Consider the following 16881-nt stretch of genomic DNA (forward strand, 5'->3'; position numbering starts at 1 on the left):
AGAGAGCCGCTGACTATTGCTCCCTGAGGTGCGAGGAGCGATAGCGACGAGCCACGAAGGGCCTGGTGAGGCACGCTGCGGAGCCCTTCGTGGCTCGCTTCGCTCGCACCTCAGGGAGCAGAAAGGGGCCCGCCCGCCAACTCGAGCACCGCTACCGCACCAGTGTCGACCGGGCGCTGGTGGGTCACCACGACGACGATGCGGTCGGGCCCGAACAGGTCCCGTTCGATCCCCAGGAGGCGCCGCAACAGCTCGTCGGAGTCCGCCTCGTCGAGATGCTCGGTCGGTTCGTCGAGCAGGACGACCGGCGCGGGATGCAGCAGTGCGCGGGCGAGCAACAGTCGCCGCCGCTGCCCGCCGCTCATCGCATCGGCCCCACCGGTGAGGACGGTGTCCAGACCGTCGGGAAGTGCTGCGGCCCAGCGGTGCAGCCCGGCGGCCGCCAGCGCGGCATCGATCTCCTCGTCGGTGATGTCACCGCGGGCGACGCGCAGGTTCTCGCGGACCGACGTCGAGAAGATGTGTGCCTCCTCGGCAAAATAGCATCCCGCCGAACGTAACCCGACGATCGAACCGTCGCCGACATCGACCGCCTCGACGTCCCCGGCCATCGGCGGCAACAAACCTGCGAGGGTGAGGAGCAGCGTCGACTTCCCCGCCCCGCTCGGGCCGGTGACCACCAGACGCGAACCAGGTCGCAGGTCGAGATCCACGCCCGCCGCGGGACCGAGGATCTCCCGACCTCGGTGTCCCCAGCGCAACCCCGTGGTCGTCAGACGCACCGGAGACCGATACACCTCGGCGTCGGCTACGTCGCCTGTTCCTTCGGCGTGCGCCCCGTCCACCAGCGCCATGAGCCTGGCCGCACTCTGTCGGCTCCGCTCGATCTGCAGCCCGGCCTCGGTGAGCGGCGCGGTGGATTCGAAGGCCGACAGCGGCAGGAGGACGAGCACACCGAGGATCATCGGCGTCAATCCCGCCCCCGAACTCACCCCGGCGAGCGAACCCGAAGTCGCCGAGGCCAATTCGACGGCGATGACGCATGCCGCGATCAGCGACGCACCCAATGCCAGCGGGGTCGCCGCCGCGGCGGATGCCTGCCACCGGATACCCCGGTCCGTGGCGTCGAGATGCCGCCGGTCGGCGGATGCGGACGCGGCCAGCACGTCGCGACGCCGACGCGCGACGACGAGTTCGGGCGCGTGCCACAGCGCCGTCGTGGCGGCCTCCGTGGCCTCGGACGCGGCCTGCGCGCCGTCGCGGATCGACCGGGCACCACCGCGTGCGGCCAGCCACGGCGCCACACCGCCGCTGACGGCCAGCGCGAGTGCGAGCACCACGGCCGCGGGCACCGAGACCAGCGCCATCACCACCACTGCCGCAAGCGATGTCGTGGCACCGATGCCGATCGGGATGAGGCCGCGGATGAGGGCGTTGCCGATCTCGTCGACGTCGTCACCGGTCCGGTTGAGCAGTTCACTCCGCCGCAACGTGACCGAATAACCCGGTGCGCCCGACGCCAACGCCGTGTACACGCGCTGCCGCGCGGTGGCCATGGCCTGCAGGGCGAGATCGTGGGTCGCCAGCCGTTCCAGATAGCGGAACACTCCGCGCGAGATACCCAGCGCCCGGACCGCGGTGATCGCGACCGACAGGTACAGCACCGGCGGCATCTGCCACGCACGGGTGATGAGCCAGGCCGACAGCGCCGCCAGGAAGAGGGCCGAGAGCGAGCCGCCGACACCGAGCGCGAGCGCGGTGAGCGCGGGACGCCGGCGCAGGCCGAGGAAGCCCAGTGCCCGGATCAACGGATCACCGCGCATGGTCCACCTCCTCGGCCGTGCCCGCGGCTGCTGTGCCGGTGGCCGCCGGGAAGTCCACCACCCGGTCCGCGTACTCGCGGGCGACTCCCCGGTGCGCCACCACGACGACGGTGTCCCCGGCCCGAGCGCGATCGCGGAGTGCGGCGAACACGTCGCGCTCGGACGCCTCGTCGAGGTGGGCGGTCGGTTCGTCGAGCAGCAGCAGCGGCGCCGGCGAGGCGAGGACTCGGGTCAGGGCGAGGCGTTGCCGTTGTCCCGCGGAGAGCCCGACCCCGCCGGTTCCCAGCACCGTGCCGAACCGGCCCGGCAGTCCACCCAGGACTGCGGCGAAGCCTGTTGCCGCGGACACCGATTCGAAGGCGTCGCGGTCCAGCGCGCCGAACAGCTCCAGGTTCTCGGCGACCGTGCCCGGCACGATCACCGGTTGCTGGGGCAGCCAGGCGATCTGTTCGTGCAGCGCCGCCGGATCGGCCTGACCGACCGGGGTGGACCCGATCAGCACCGATCCCGCGTCCGGAGCGAGCAGGCCCATCATCGCCGCCAGCATCGTCGACTTGCCCGACCCGTTCGGTCCGGCGAACACGGTCAGCGCCCCGGGTTCGATCGTCGTGCGGAGGCGCTCCGGTGCCCATCCGTCGCGCCCGTGGATGCCGACGTCGAGCACGGTGATCGGTTCGCCGGCGACGCTGACCCCGCGATTCCCGGTGGCGGACGGCGCGGCCGCGTCAGACGGCCGTGTGATGAGCTCGAGGACCTGCTCGGCTGCGGTGAGGCCGTCGGTGGAATTGTGGAACTGCATGCCGACCCGACGCAGCGGCAGGTAGGCCTCCGGCGCCAGGATCAACGCGAAAACGCCCGCGTACAAGGACATCTCGCCATAGACGAGACGGAGACCGATCCCCACGGCGACCAGTGCGACGCAGAGCGTGGCCAGTAACTCGAGGACGGCGCCCGACAGGAACGCGACCCGCAGCGAACTCATCGTGCTGCGGCGGTGGGCTTCACCGAGTTCACCGACCCGAACCGCCGGGGCGCCCGCCCGGTTCAGTGCGCGCAACGTCGGCAATCCGGCGATGAGGTCGAGAAGCTGGGCACTCAGCCGGCTCATCGTCGCCAGCTTGCGTGTGGTGCGATCCCGCGTCATCAGTCCGACGAGCACCATGAACAGCGGGATGAGGGGCAGGGTGACGAGGATGATGAGCGCCGACGGCCAGTCGGCGAACGCGATGACCACCGTGACGGTCGGCGTCAGAACCGCCGCAGCCACCAGGGCCGGCAGGTAGCCCGACAGATACGGCCCGAGGGCGTCCAGCCCGCGCAGGAGGACAGTGCTTGCGTGTTCGCGGATCGCCGTCAGCGATCGCGGCGACGTGCGGGCCGGATCGGTGAGGACATCGAGGGCCTGAGCACGCATCTCCGCGATCGCACGCTCGGCGGCGCGGTGCGCGTATCGGTCGTGTCCGTAGGCCATCGCGGCCCGGGCCGCCAGTGCTGCGGCCAGCACGGTCAGGTGAACGCCCTGCGCGGCGAACGACCGCGCCCCGGGCGACACGATCAGTTCCGAGACGATCGACGCCACCATCGCGGCCACCACGATGATCGCCACCATCTCGGCCACCGCGAACGCCGCGGTGACCCCGACATACCGCCGCGTCGTCGGCGAATACCGCAGCAGCCGGGGGTCGAGCGGAGGCCGGGCGGTGCGTCTCACTTGCTCGGGATTCGCAACGACGGAAGTCCGGCCGGGTCCGGGATGTGCGCGACCGACAGTCGCTTTCGGAACACCCAATAGGTCCAGGCCTGGTAGCCCATCACCACCGGGGTGATGAGCACGGCCGCCCACGTCATGATCGTAAGGGTGTAATCGCTCGACGACGTGTTCTCGATGGTGAGGTTCCACTGCGGATTCAGGGTCGACGGAATCGTGTTCGGGAAGAGCACGGCGAACAGCGTGGCGACCGTGCCGGCGATCGCGATGCAGGTGAACATGAATGCGTAACCCTCGCGGCGGATCTGGGTGGCGGCCACCATGCCCACCGCGGCGACGGCGGCGATGAGCACCGGAATCCAGGTCCACGAGCTGCCGTAGGCGAACTGGGTCCACAGCAGGAACACGGCGGCCACGATCAGTGTCGGCCAGGCCAGCCGGGCAGCGTAGCGAGCCGAATCCTCCTGCAGCACACCGGAGGTCTTCAGCGAGATGAACACCGCCCCGTGGGTGAGGAACGCGAGCAGGGTCGTGGCGCCGCCGAGCAGGGCATACGGGTTGAGGAGGTTGAAGAACCCACCCGTGTACTGGGCGTCGGCGTCGATCGGAAGCCCGCGCACGATGTTGGCGAACGCCACACCCCACAGGATCGCCGGAATCCACGAACCCAGCCCGATTCCGACGTCGCACCACACGCGCCAGCGGGGGTTGTTGATCTTGCCCCGCCACTCGATCGCGCAGACCCGCACGATGAGCCCGATGAGGATGAGGAACAGCGGAAGGTAGAACGCACTGAACATGGTTGCGTACCAACCGCCGAAGGCCGCGAACAACGCCGCACCCGCGGTGATGAGCCAGACCTCGTTGCCGTCCCAGACCGGGCCGATGGTGTTGAGGAGCGCGCGGCGACGTTTGTCGGGGTCGGCTTCGGGATCGTCGGCGGCGACCTTGTCGTCGCCACCGGTGTGACTCGAACCGAGGATCGGCATCAGCATGCCGACGCCGAAATCGAAGCCCTCCAGGACGAAATACCCGACGAACAGGAACGCGATGACCAGGAACCAGATTTCTTCGAGACTCATGAGCACGCTCCTCTAGTATGCGAACGAGAGCTGTTTGGGTTCATCGGAATCGGACTCGTCGTCGGTGTGGCCCGGCGGTCGCGCATCGTGTGCGGCCGGACCCTCGATGACATAGCGCCGCTGCAGCATGAACCACACGACGCCGAGGGCGCCGTAGAGCAGCGTGAACCCGATCAGCGTGACGAGCACGGTGCTCGCCGAATGGTTGGAGACACCGTTCTGCACCAGCATGCTGATCCGGAGCGGGTCGAGGTCGTCCTCCCAGTTGGGCGCCACGACCCACGGCTGGCGTCCCATCTCGGTGAAGATCCAGCCGGAACTGTTGGCCAGGAACGGCGTCGGGATCATCAACAGGGCGATGAAGCCGAAGCGTCTGGATTCGACCACCCGCTTACGGCGCGTGAACCACAGTCCGCCCAAGGCCACGACCACCGAGCCGAGCGCCCAGGTGATCATCGCCCGGAAGCCCCAGTAGGTCACGAACAGGTTGGGTGCGAAGTTCTGGTTCGCCGGCACGTTCGGCTGTCCGGCGAAGGCCCGAGTGTACTGCTCCTGCAGTTCCTCCACGCCCTGCAGGGTGGAGTCGAAGTCATGGTTCGCGAGGAACGACAGCATCTTCGGGATCTCGATGACGTGTTCGATGTTCTCGCAGTTGTTCTGGCGCCCGATCGACAGGACCGAGAAACCCGGACCCGTCTCGGTCTCGCACAGCGACTCCGCGGACGCCATCTTCATCGGCTGCTGTTTGAACATGATCTGCGCCTGGAGGTCCCCGGTGATGAACAGCGCGACACCGGAGACGATGGTGATCCACAACGCGAGTCTCGTGACCGGCCGCCAGAGGTCGCGGGCGTCCTTCTCGAGGTCCTCGGGTGTGGCGTCGACGTGGCTCGGCGAGGTGCTGTCCGGGATCTCGGCCAGGTCACCGGTGTCCGCGGCCTCGCGGATCTTCCTGGCCCGCCATGAGTTCCGCGCCATCCACCAGATGCCGATGGCCGCGACGAAGGTGCCGGCGGTGAGGAAGGCGCCGGCGATGACGTGCGGGAAGGCCGCCAGGGTGGTGTTGTTGGTGAGCACCGCGACGAAGTCGTTCATGGCAGGCCGGCCGCGTTCGTCATCCCATGTGACGCCGACGGGGTGCTGCATCCACGAGTTCGCGGCGATGATGAAATACGCCGACGCGTTCACGCCGATTGCGGCCAACCAGATACAGGCCAGGTGCACGCGGCGCGGCAGGCGGTCCCAGCCGAAGATCCAGAGCCCGATGAACGTCGATTCGAGGAAGAAGGCGACGAGACCCTCCAGGGCCAGTGGCGCGCCGAAGACATCGGCGACGAACCGGCTGTACTCGCTCCAGTTCATGCCGAACTGGAACTCCTGGACGATGCCGGTCGCGACACCGAGCGCGAAGTTGATCAGGAAGAGCTTGCCGAAGAACTTCGTGGCGCGCAGCCACTGCTCGTTGCCGGTGACATGCCACACCGTCTGCATCACCGCGATCATCGGCGCGAGGCCGATCGTCAACGGCACCAGGATGAAGTGGTAGACGGTCGTGATCCCGAATTGCCATCTGGAGACGTCCAGAGCGTCCATATCGCCTCGAATCGAGTTGCCGGCCCCCGGGCTGCGGGGGCAAGGTCGAAACCTGCCGGGTACCTACTACTAGCGGTAGTAGTAGGTCGTAGGCGCGACGTTACGCCTGGTCACCGGGCCCTTACAAGCGCCAAAGGTCCCGCCGACCAGTTCGAAGCGGTGTCTTCCCTCTCACCCACGCGGGTGTGTGCCCCAGGCGGACGAGATCAGGTGGGGGTGACCGGGATCAATTGTCGTCCACCGAGATGGCCCGGTCGACCAGATCGGTGAACTTCGCGGCGTCCGCGGCGACCGGCATCACGTACCGGTTGAGATGGGTGACCCGCGCCGCGAGGGTCACGCTGCTCACCAGCCAGACCGAGTCGGCCGCCACCAGATCCTCGGGCCGTAGGACGTCGGTCTTGGTCGTCCAACCCTCCTGTTCCGCGACATCGAAAACCGCACGCACGGTGGTCGATTCGAGAATCCCGATCTCGGTCGGCGGTGTGACCAGGGTGTCGGAGTACACGGCGACGACCGTGGCTCGGGGCCCTTCGAGGACGGCGCCCTCGCTGCTGACGAAGATCACGTCGTCGAAGCCCTCGGCCGACGCGTGGCGCAGGGCCGCCATGTTCGTGGCGTAGCTGAGGGTCTTCGCGCCGAGGAGCTGCCAGGGCGCCGTGGCGGCGAGGTCGATCGAGAAGCCGCGAGCGAGGGTGACCACCCGGACACCGTCCGCACGCGCCGCCGACACCCGGTCGGGCACCGCGTCGACGGTGACGTACGCGGTCGGCGCCGAACCGTGCTCGCGTCCGCGGGAGTAGACGAGCCGCAGCAGTGCCTCACCCGACGACCCGTGCTTCTCCGTCCACGCCTGCGTCGCGGTCTCGATCACCGCCCGCCACTCGTCGAGATCGGGCTTGTCGAGTTCCATCGCGGCCGCACTCCGGGCCAGTCGCTCGAGATGCAGTCGGACGCATCGCGCCCGGCCGCCGCGCACGAGAAGCGTCTCGAAGATGCCGTCACCGCGCACCGCGGCCAGGTCGTCGGCGTGGAGGAAGGGAGCGTCGGCATCGTGTCGGGTGCCGTCGAGGGAGACAAGGATCGAATCCGCCATGGATAGAAGGTTGTCATGCGTCGCAGCCCCGCGCCGAATCGACCCGTAGAATCGACGCGTGAGCCGCTCACCCATCCTGACCAGGCATTCCGAGGGCGGGGCGGTGCCCGGCCCCGGCGACCTCCTCTCCGCCGACACCGCGTGGCACTACGGCGACCCCCTCGGCGAACAACGAGCCGCACAACGTGGCGTGATCATCGTCGACAGGTCCGACCGCGCCGTTCTCGAGATCGCCGGCGCCGAACGCCTGACCTGGCTGCACACCATCAGCAGCCAGCACATCGCCACCCTCGCCGACCGGTCGAGCGCCGAAGACCTCTCTCTCGACCTCAACGGTCGTGTCGAAGAGCATTTCGTCCTCACCGACATCGACGGCGTGGCGTGGATCGACACCGAGGGTTCCCGCGGCGGACCGCTGCTCGACTTCCTGACCAAGATGGTGTTCTGGGCCAAGGCCGAACCCGCCGCGCGTGCGGACATGAAGGTCCTGACGCTGATCGGGCCCGGGGCCCTCGACGGTCCGGTCGCTGATCTCCTGGAGATCGGCGCGGACGCCGTCGTGTACCAGGCGGGCGGGTTGCCCGAGTCGCACCACGAGGACGAACCGCTCGGCTTCTGGCGGCGCATGCCCCCGCTCGGCGAGGACCGGGACCTGCCGGTCGTCGACCTCGTGGTGCCCGAGTACGTGCTGACCCGCTGGTGGGACACGCTGTCCGAGGCCGGCGCGCGAATGGCCGGCAGCTGGGCTTTCGAAGCCCTGCGCGTGGCCGCCCGCCGACCCCGGCTCGGCGCCGACACCGACGAACGCACGATCCCGCACGAGGTCGACTGGATCGGCGGTCCGGACGAGTTCGGCGCGGTCCACCTGGACAAGGGTTGCTACCGCGGCCAGGAGACCGTCGCCCGCGTACACAACCTCGGCAAGTCGCCTCGACGGCTGGTCCTGCTGCATCTGGACGGGAGCGTCGACGAGCGACCCGTCCCCGGCGACCCGGTCACCGCCGGCGGACGAACCGTCGGCCGGGTGGGCACGGTCGTCGACCACCATGAGTGGGGTCCCATCGCGCTGGCACTCGTCAAGCGCAACGTCGGCGCCGACGTGGAGTTGTCGGTCGGGGCCGAGTCCGCCGTCAGCGCGCGGATCGATCCGGATTCGATCCGCGACGACGATCGGGTCCAGGCGGGACGCGCGGCCGTGGAACGACTCCGCAGCGGTTCGGCGGCGCCGGGACGCAACGGTTGAGCACGGGTGTGGTGCTGGCCGTGTGCGCGGCCGGCGACGACGTGATCCTCGAGGGCATCGGCCCCTCCGCCATCGACAAGCGGCCCCGCAGAGGGCGCCTCGACGTCGACGAACTCGGTCTCGTCGACGACCACGTGGGTAACAAGCGACACCACGGCGGCGTCGATCAGGCGGTGTACGCCTACGCCGATCCCGAGGCGCGCCGATGGGCCGACGAGCTCGGACGTGAGCTTCCTTACGGATGGTTCGGGGAGAACCTGCGCATCGACGGGATGGCGGTCACCGATGCAGTCGTCGGGGAGCGATGGGAAGTCGGCACCGACGGGCTGGTCCTCGAGGTGACCATCCCTCGCGTCCCATGCAAGACCTTCGCGGTGTGGGCGGGCGAGCCACGGTGGATGAAGCGGTTCCTGGCGCAGGCAGATTTCGGCACCTACCTGCGCGTTGTCCGCAACGGCACGGTGGCGCAGGGCGATCGGATCACCGTCGTTTACCGCCCCGATCATGGCGTGCGGTCGCGTGATCTGCTCGCCGGCGGTGACGTCGAGGCGATCCGGTCGTTGCTCGCGCAGGACGATCTACCCGCGAAGGTCCGCCGCGAGGCGACCAAGATGGTGAACAAGTCGGAAAGACGCGTCGGCGCGGCAACACAGGGTGGACAACACAAATCCTAGAGGCGCGCTAGACTGGTCCCCACGACAGAATTACTTCAAGAGAACGGGGCCGCCAATTGTTTGGCCGCCCCGTCATTGTGCGAGGGGGTCCCATATGGGCCGCGGCCGGGCAAAGGCAAAGCAGACGAAGGTTGCACGTCAGCTGAAGTACTCCACTCCGAACACCGACCTGGAAAGCTTGCAGCGTGAGCTCTCCGGACAGGGCGATCCGGTTGTAGAACGACCGGATCCGGTGGACGACTGGTTGGACGAAGAGGAGTGGCGACGCGCTTGACGCGCACACTCTTCGGGCGTTGATCTCTCGACGCCCGGGATCACCCCACATTCTCTCCGCATGAGCGGACCCGCGGCGACGCAGGACCATGATTTCGTACGCACCACCCGTTTCTGATGGGTGGTGCGTGCTCATACGCACGTTCCGGGGTGATCCCGCCATGAACAGACACCGACGCCCGCCGAGGGAATCCGGCTCATCCCAATCGGGGGTGTAGGAGTTGGGGTCTGAAGCCGCCGGTCTCGAGCAGGCTTCGGGCGATGTAGTTGGTCAGGTTGCGGAACCCGAGTGCGGAGCCGCGCAGGTGTTCGAGCCGTCCGTTGAGCGCCTCGGTCGGCCCGTTGCTGGTGCCGGGTCGTTCGAAGTAGGCGAGCACGTCAGCGGCTCGCTTCTTCAGGGTCCGGCCCAGGGTGGTGAGCTCGGTGAGCACCTTGGGGACGCCGGCGCTGAGGTCGGTGATCAGCTTCTCCATGAGCTCGCGGCCACGTTGCCGGTCCTCGTGGCGATAGGCGGCGATCATGCGCTGGTAGACACCCCAGGTCGCCTCGACCTCGACGTGAGCGTCATCAACGAACAGCGCGCGTAGCCTGTCGCTCTGCTTGTCGGTGAGCAGGTCCTCGCCGGTGTGCAGCGTGCGCCGCGACTTGTAGAGCGGGTCGTCCCTGAACCCACGGTGCCCGTGGATCGCGAGTTGGACCCGGCGCCGGCACCTGTCGAGGGCGTCACCGGCCAGGCGCACGACGTGGAAGGGATCCATCACCGTGACCGCGTCCGGGATCTCCTCTGCAGCGGCGGTCTTGAACCCGGTGAAGCCGTCCATCGCGACCACCTCGACCACGTCACGGAAGGCGTTGTCGCGGTCGGCGAGCCAGGTCTTGAACGCCGCCTTCGACCGGCCCTCGACCATGTCCAGCAGCCTTGCTGGGCCGGCGCCATCGCGGACCGGGGTGAGGTCGATGATCACGGTGACGTACTTGTCGCCACGCCTGGTGTGGCGCCAGACGTGCTCATCGACGCCAATGACCTTCACGCCCTCAAACCGCATGGGGTCGTTGATCAGCAGCCGCTTGCCTTCAGCCAGGACCGCGTTGTTGGCGGTGTCCCACGCGACCCCGAGTCCCTCGGCGACACGGGCGACGGTGAGGTGTGCGACCACGATCCCTTCCAGCGCCCACCGCAGCCCGGTGCGCGAGAGCTTCGCGCGTGGCTCCGCCGCGGCGCTGGTGTCTTGGCGCCACACGTGTCCGCAGTCGGCACAGCGGTAGCGGCGCACTACAAACTTCCAGCACGGTCGGTCGCCAGCCCAGCGGCTCGTGGGCCAACCGCCGGATCACGGTGTCACGAGCAGCGCCTTCGCTGCCGCACCGTCGGCACCACTGATCTGGTTCCACCACGCGGCACGCGAGGACCGCACGATCCGGTTCAAGTCGTTGTCCGGTCACGCTCAGACCGAGGCCGTCGAGTCGAGCGAAGGCGGTCAGGTCTGGGCGGCCGAAGCCGGCCGGCGGGGTAGCGTCGGACACGTCGAGGTCCTTCGGATGGAAGGCGTAGGAACCTCCATCGTCGGGAGACCTCAACGTCTATCTCCGGACCGACGCGCTCGGCCGACCTACACCGTCATCTGAGAAGACCCCTGAAACGTCTTCGACGACGACGGGACCGGCGAGGAGAAGGGCGCGGTTAGCTAAAGGAATGGAGCTTGCTCGGCTCCGACGCCGCCGCAAGCTCCGGTGAAACGGTCGGTACTGGTCGGTCGTCGTCGGTCACCACCGGATGGCGGCGTCCCCACGCTCGGCGTTTGCGCAGGTCAGCGGCTCGTTCGCCCAGTGGGCGCATCAAGCAATAGACGCAAAGCCGACGTGATTAGGTCGTCGGCTCGATTCCGACAGGCGGCTCCGGCGAACAGCCCCTGACCTGCGGAAACGCAGGGCAGGGGCGGTTCGGTTCTGGTGGTCGCGCGATGCGCTGGCCTCACGGCTCTGCCCGACACCGACGTCGCTCTCCTCTGCGACGGACCCCTCGCCGGCTGAGCGCTCGCGGCCGGCATCCTGTCCGTGTGCCGATAGGCCTCGCACCGCTCGGCAACGCAGCGTGGCGTTGCGTTGCGTCGCGTCGCGACCTGGCGACGGCTCGGCGGGGCGCGATCGTCTAGTGCGTTGGCGGACTACGGGAGCTTGGACGCGAGGACGTCGGCCGGAAGGATCTCGGGTGCTGCGCCGAGGAGGTGCTGGTTGGCCATCAGGGCTGCGACGATGGCGCCGTTGGCGTGGGCGTCGCGAGCGGCCTCGTCAGGGAATGCATCGAAGATCCAGAAGGTGTCGGCGTGGGTCCTGACCGCGAACCAGACAATCGTTCCTACTTCTTCGTTGGCGAGCGCGACAGCGCCGGCGAGCAGATCGGCGAGCGCGTCGTGCTGTCCATCGGCCGCGACGATCTTGGCGACGAAGGCATACGGAAGTGATGCGGGTGTGGACATGAGGGGTTCTCCTAGGTGCCGAGGTTTCTTGGTGAAGCGAGTTCAGCGTATGACGAGCAAGGGCATGTGAGAAGTGGCGTATACGGCAGTATTGCTATTGTTCGCGCCATGCGTATCGGACTGATCGCGATCGACGGTTGCTTCGGTTCGGCTGTCGCGTCGGTCATCGACATCGTGCGGGTGGCCGACGGAGCCCGCGGCGATGTCGACCCGCGGATCGACCCGATCGAACTCGCCATCCTCGGACCGAAACGGAGAGTGACCACGACGGCATCGATGACCCTGTCGGTGGACCACCCGCTGTCGGAGTCCGCAGAGTTCGACGTGGTCGTCGTCCCTGCGCTTGGAACCCTCACGGCCGCCGCTACCAACGACGCCCTCCAGAGCCGAGATGCTCGTTCGGTCATCGCCTCGCTCGGGCGCCTCGACGACGCGACCACCCGGATCGCCGCGGCGTGCACCGGCGTGTTCGCTGTCGCCGAGACCGGACGGATGCATCATCGGCGGGCGACGACCAGCTGGTTCCTGGGGCCGGAGTTCCTGAAACGCTATCCGACCGTCGCCCTCGATCTCGACACCATGGTCGTGGTCGACGGGAACCTCGTCACCGCCGGCGCCGCGTTCGCCCACATCGACCTCGCGCTCTCACTCGTGCGATCGATCAGCCCCGACCTGGCCCAACATGTCGCCAAGCTCCTCATCATCGACGAGCGTCCGTCGCAGGCGGCCTTCGTCGCCTACGAACATCTTCGGCACGAGGACCCGATCGTCGTCGAGTTCGAACGCTTCGTGCGCGCCCGCCTGGACGAACCGTTCAACGTCGCCTTCGTCGCGCAGTCGCTCGGCACCAGCCGGCGCACCCTCGAACGACGAGTCCGTGCGGCGCTCAACCTCACTCCGCTCGGCTTCGTCCAACGGCTTCGCATCGAACGAGCTCGGCACCTCTCAGCAACCACGGACCTCACCTCCGCCGAGATCGCGCTACGGGTCGGCTATGCGAACGCCGAGACTCTGCGCTCCCTCCTGCGTAGGGAGCGACGCCGTTCCTGACCTATCGCCATGCCTGTAGCCGGTGTCCTAAGTGCTCGACTGGAACCACCTCTCAGCACGTCGCGTCGACGCTCCTGCGTCGCCCCTGGACGACCCACTCGACACGCCCGCAGCACAGGCCATGTGACGTGTCAAGGCTTCCCGGACGGTCGGGGTTGGGTGGCTGTGATGTCGCTGCGTTCTCGTCGAGGGGGTCAGCAGACTCGATCAGGGTCGATTGGGATGAGACGCGAAGGCGGTCAGGTCAGGGCGGCCGAAGCCTGCCGGCGGGGTAGCGTCGGTCACGTCGAGGTCTTTCGGATGGATGGCGTAGGAACCTCCATCGTCGGGAGACCTCGACGTCTACCTGCGGACCGACGCGTTCGGCCGACCTACACCCTCATCTGGGAAGAGCCGGGGAATCCCTCCGGCGGGCGTCGGTGTTGTGTGTGCGGCTGCTCCCCCGCTCCAATGTTCCTGCGAGGGTTGCGGATTCACCGATCGCGCTAGAAGCGCGGGTGCTCCCCGAGCAGGGTGACGCGAGAGTCGTTGTCCGAGCGGTCACTCGCGCGCTTGACGGTGCCGAGGACCCAGTTGTCGACGTGCCTTGCCGTCAGCACGGCCTGCGCGCGGTCGGTGTCCTCCGGCGCGACGACCGCCACCATGCCGACGCCCATGTTGAAGGTGCGTTCCATCTCGAGCTGTTCGACCCGACCGCGCTGACCGATGAGCGCGAAGATCGGGGCCGGCGTCCACGTGTTGCGTTCGAGCTCGGCCACGAGCCCGTTCGGGATCACGCGCGCGAGGTTCTCGGCGAGGCCGCCGCCGGTGATGTGCGCGAAAGTACGCACATCCGCCTCGGCGATCAGGGCCAGGCAGTCGCGGGCGTAGATCCGGGTCGGCTCGAGCAGCTCCTCCCCCAGGGTGCGACCGAACTCCTCGACGTGGCCGAACAGGTCCATGTGGCCCCACTCGAGCAGCACCTTGCGGGCGAGCGAATACCCGTTGGAATGCAATCCCGACGACCCCATGCCGATGACGACGTCACCGGCGCGGACGCGGTCCGGGGTGAGCACGTTGTCGGCCTCGACGACACCGACCGCGGTGGCGGACATGTCGTAGTGGTTGTCCTGCATCAGGCCGGGGTGTTCGGCGGTCTCGCCGCCGAGCAGGGCGCAACCGGCTTCGACGCAGCCGTCGGCGATGCCGGCGACGATCTGGGCCACCGTTTCGGGGACCACCTTGCCGACCGCTATGTAGTCCTGCAGGAACAGCGGCTCGGCGCCGCAGACGACCAGGTCGTCGACACACATCGCGACGAGATCGCGGCCGACGGTGTCGTGCTTGTCGATGGCCTGCGCAACGGCGAGCTTGGTGCCGACGCCGTCGCTGGCAGCGGCCAGGACCGGCTCCCGATAGTTGCCCTTGAGTGCGAACAGGCCGGAGAAGCCGCCGATCCCGCCGAGAACCTCCGGGCGAGACGCACGCTTGGCATGGGGCGCGATGAGTTCCACAGCCCGCTCACCGGCGTCGATGTCGACCCCGGCCGCCGCATACGACGCCGGGGTCGAGGTCCCGGCCGTCTCGTCGGCAGCAGCATCCCGCTCCGTCATCACCGCAGCACTCCCGTTCCAGAAAATATCGGTCGAACGTTGTTTCCGGCGTGTTCGCCGACGGGTCATACGGTACCGGAGGGCCTGCGGCACGAAATCAGGGCCGCATGACCGCGCTGACGTTGTCGTTCGGCTGGGTCAGCGGGTCCACCGAGCGGTCGCCGGCCGCGCTCGCCAGCATCTGTTCGAGGACCGCCTTGCCCATCGAGGTCTCCTTGGGCAGCTCGATCGGGTACTTGCCGTCGAAGCACGCAGCGCACAGGCTCGACGCGGCCTGGCCGGTGGAGTTGATCATCTCGTCGATGCTGATGTAGCCCAGCGAATCCGCACCGATGGCCTGGCGGACCCCCTCGACCATCCCGGCCTCGGACTCCATGCCATTGGCGATCAGTTCCGCCGGCGACGCGAAGTCGATCCCGTAGAAACACGGCCACCGGACCGGGCTCGACGCGATGCGGACGTGCACCTCGGCGGCGCCGGCCTCACGCAGCATCCGGATGAGCGCGCGCTGGGTGTTGCCGCGCACGATCGAGTCGTCGACGACGACGAGCCGTTTCCCGCGGATCACCTCGCGCAACGGATTGAGCTTCAGGCGGATACCGAGCTGGCGGATCGTCTGCGACGGCTGGATGAAGGTGCGGCCGACGTAGGCGTTCTTCATCAGTCCCTGGCCGTACGGAATCCCGGATTCCTGGGCGAATCCGACGGCCGCCGGCACGCCCGACTCCGGTACCGGGATGACCAGGTCACCCTCGGCGGGGTGTTCCTTGGCGAGGCGCCGCCCGATCTCGACGCGGGTCGAGTGGACCGAGCGGCCGTGGATCACCGAGTCGGGCCGGGCGAGATAGACGTATTCGAAGACGCACCCGCTGGGGGTCGGCTCGGCGAAGCGCGTGCTGCGCACGCCGTCGGCGTCGATGGCAAGCAGTTCGCCCGGCTCGATGTCGCGGACGAACGACGCGCCGACGATGTCCAGCGCGGCGGTCTCCGATGCGACGACCCAGCCGCGGTCGAGGCGGCCGAGCGACAACGGCCGCACGCCGTGCGGGTCCCGCGCGGCATAGAGCGTGTGCTCGTCCATGAAGGTCAGGCAGAAGGCGCCCTTGAGGGTCGGCAGCAATTCCATCGCGGCCTGTTCGATCGAGCTGTCGGCGGCGCCGTGTGCGAGAAGAGCACCCACGACATCGGAGTCCGAGGTGGCCGCCGAGCTCTTGATCCCCTGCTCCCGCGCACGCGCCGCGAGGTCCGCGGTATTGACGAGGTTGCCGTTGTGGCCCAGCGCGACGCCGGTGCCCGCGTCGGTGGTCCGGAAGATCGGTTGGGAGTTCTCCCAGGTGGTCGAGCCGGTGGTGGAGTATCGGCAGTGCCCGATCGCCACGTGACCACTCATCGCACCGAGGGTCTGCTCGTCGAAGACCTGGCTGACGAGTCCGAGGTCCTTGAACACGACCACCTGGCTGCCGTCGCCGACGGCGATGCCCGCGGCTTCCTGGCCGCGGTGCTGCAGGGCGTAGAGGCCGTAGTAACTCAGCTTGGCGACGTCCTCGCCGGGCGCCCAGACACCGAAGACACCGCATTCCTCACGCGGTTCGTTCTCGGGTTCGTCCAGCGGGGCCGGATCGATCGCACCCGAGCCGCGTGCGGAGCATCCGCCCGCCGGCGTCGTGGCAGCGAGCAGGTTCATGTGGGCGATCGAATGATCAGGCATCGACTAGCTCCCTGGGGCTGCGAATCGGTCCGTCGAGTGGGCTGGGAGACATGCGTGAGTTTACGGGTCGGTCGGCTCCCGATGCGAATCTTCCAGCGGTGTCGACCGGCGGGTCATTCCCGACGCCCCGGTCGAGTGATGCATCACACTCCTACTCCCGGTCGCCCGGCGGGCCGATCGGGATGAGCGGCAGCAGGTCGGCGATGAGCGCCGCGCGATGCCCGGACGCATCCACCAGGCCCGCGGCGAGGGCGTCGTCGTAGGTGAGGACGCCGGCGACGAGGAGCAGCCAGGTCCGCGGCGCCATCTCGACGACGTTCGGCGGCGTTCCGCGGGTGTGACGGGGACCTTCGATGCACTGGACCGCGACGAACGGGGGCACCCGGACCTCGACCGAGTTCCCGGGGGCGAGCTGCTCGAGCGTCCGGGCCGATCGACGGACGGCGTCGGCGAGGGCGGCGCGCCCCGGGGTCGGCACGGTCGGGTCGACGAGCCAGTCCGAGACCGCCAGCACCGCGGCCCGGACCTCGGCGGGGTCCACTCTCCTGCGTGGTGGCACCCT

The 16881-nt window shown here is 68.3% G+C and carries 13 protein-coding genes and 1 pseudogene; 4 read left to right on the forward strand and 10 right to left on the reverse strand.

The window, feature by feature from the left end:
• Positions 1-110 precede the first annotated feature (110 nt).
• From cydC to Q9R39_RS17190, 5 genes are all read right to left on the reverse strand, one after another.
• Positions 111-1823: a thiol reductant ABC exporter subunit CydC gene (gene cydC, locus Q9R39_RS17170; protein WP_311277863.1), complete on the reverse strand. Its 1713-nt coding sequence runs from the start codon at positions 1821-1823 to the stop codon at positions 111-113.
• Positions 1813-3534: a thiol reductant ABC exporter subunit CydD gene (gene cydD, locus Q9R39_RS17175; protein ID WP_311277864.1), complete on the reverse strand. Its 1722-nt coding sequence runs from the start codon at positions 3532-3534 to the stop codon at positions 1813-1815. The genes cydC and cydD overlap by 11 nt, the downstream gene beginning before the upstream one ends.
• On the reverse strand, positions 3531-4613 hold the full coding sequence (cydB, locus tag Q9R39_RS17180) for a cytochrome d ubiquinol oxidase subunit II (protein WP_065629163.1): 1083 nt from the start codon (positions 4611-4613) through the stop codon (positions 3531-3533). Before cydB ends, cydD begins: the two co-directional genes overlap by 4 nt.
• A gap of 12 nt (positions 4614-4625) precedes the next feature.
• Positions 4626-6206 carry a cytochrome ubiquinol oxidase subunit I gene (locus Q9R39_RS17185; RefSeq protein ID WP_311277865.1) on the reverse strand — a complete coding sequence of 527 codons (1581 nt, stop codon included), beginning with the start codon at positions 6204-6206 and terminating at the stop codon, positions 4626-4628.
• Between the two features lie 226 nt (positions 6207-6432).
• Positions 6433-7302, reverse strand: coding sequence for an aminodeoxychorismate lyase (locus Q9R39_RS17190; RefSeq protein WP_277244191.1), 870 nt, complete (start codon positions 7300-7302; stop codon positions 6433-6435).
• Positions 7303-7360: 58 nt separating this feature from the next.
• Here Q9R39_RS17190 and Q9R39_RS17195 point away from each other — a divergent pair, with 58 nt between their 5' ends.
• The 3 genes from Q9R39_RS17195 (at position 7361) to Q9R39_RS17205 (ending at position 9493) form a co-directional block, all read left to right on the forward strand.
• The gene (locus Q9R39_RS17195; RefSeq protein WP_065629160.1) at positions 7361-8545 is read left to right on the forward strand and encodes a folate-binding protein YgfZ; all 1185 of its coding nucleotides are present in this window, start codon (positions 7361-7363) and stop codon (positions 8543-8545) included.
• Positions 8542-9219, forward strand: coding sequence for an MOSC domain-containing protein (locus tag Q9R39_RS17200; protein ID WP_311277866.1), 678 nt, complete (start codon positions 8542-8544; stop codon positions 9217-9219). Before Q9R39_RS17195 ends, Q9R39_RS17200 begins: the two co-directional genes overlap by 4 nt.
• A 94-nt stretch (positions 9220-9313) precedes the next feature.
• Entirely contained in the window at positions 9314-9493 is a 180-nt protein-coding gene (locus tag Q9R39_RS17205; protein WP_083229484.1) for a DUF3073 domain-containing protein, read from the forward strand.
• A gap of 196 nt (positions 9494-9689) precedes the next feature.
• On the opposite strand, the pseudogene Q9R39_RS17210 reads toward Q9R39_RS17205, so the two are convergent.
• A pseudogene (locus tag Q9R39_RS17210) lies at positions 9690-11016 on the reverse strand (ISL3-like element ISPfr2 family transposase).
• Positions 11017-11657: 641 nt separating this feature from the next.
• Positions 11658-11969 carry a putative quinol monooxygenase gene (locus tag Q9R39_RS17215; RefSeq protein ID WP_048547633.1) on the reverse strand — a complete coding sequence of 104 codons (312 nt, stop codon included), beginning with the start codon at positions 11967-11969 and terminating at the stop codon, positions 11658-11660.
• A gap of 108 nt (positions 11970-12077) precedes the next feature.
• Between Q9R39_RS17215 and Q9R39_RS17220 the strand changes: the two genes are divergently transcribed.
• Positions 12078-13019 carry a GlxA family transcriptional regulator gene (locus Q9R39_RS17220; RefSeq protein ID WP_003941078.1) on the forward strand — a complete coding sequence of 314 codons (942 nt, stop codon included), beginning with the start codon at positions 12078-12080 and terminating at the stop codon, positions 13017-13019.
• A gap of 485 nt (positions 13020-13504) precedes the next feature.
• Here the strand turns inward: Q9R39_RS17220 and purM are convergent, their stop codons facing one another.
• From purM to Q9R39_RS17235, 3 genes are all read right to left on the reverse strand, one after another.
• Positions 13505-14611, reverse strand: coding sequence for a phosphoribosylformylglycinamidine cyclo-ligase (purM, locus tag Q9R39_RS17225; RefSeq protein WP_058252592.1), 1107 nt, complete (start codon positions 14609-14611; stop codon positions 13505-13507).
• A 97-nt stretch (positions 14612-14708) separates the two neighbouring features.
• Positions 14709-16319: an amidophosphoribosyltransferase gene (gene purF, locus Q9R39_RS17230; RefSeq protein ID WP_058252591.1), complete on the reverse strand. Its 1611-nt coding sequence runs from the start codon at positions 16317-16319 to the stop codon at positions 14709-14711.
• Positions 16320-16470: 151 nt separating this feature from the next.
• The gene (locus Q9R39_RS17235) at positions 16471-16878 is read right to left on the reverse strand and encodes a sterol carrier family protein (protein WP_058252590.1); all 408 of its coding nucleotides are present in this window, start codon (positions 16876-16878) and stop codon (positions 16471-16473) included.
• Positions 16879-16881: the final 3 nt, after the last annotated feature.

The sequence above is a fragment of the Gordonia sp. AC31 genome, assembly GCF_031844505.1.
In the GTDB taxonomy this organism is placed as follows: Bacteria; Actinomycetota; Actinomycetes; order Mycobacteriales; family Mycobacteriaceae; genus Gordonia; species Gordonia hongkongensis.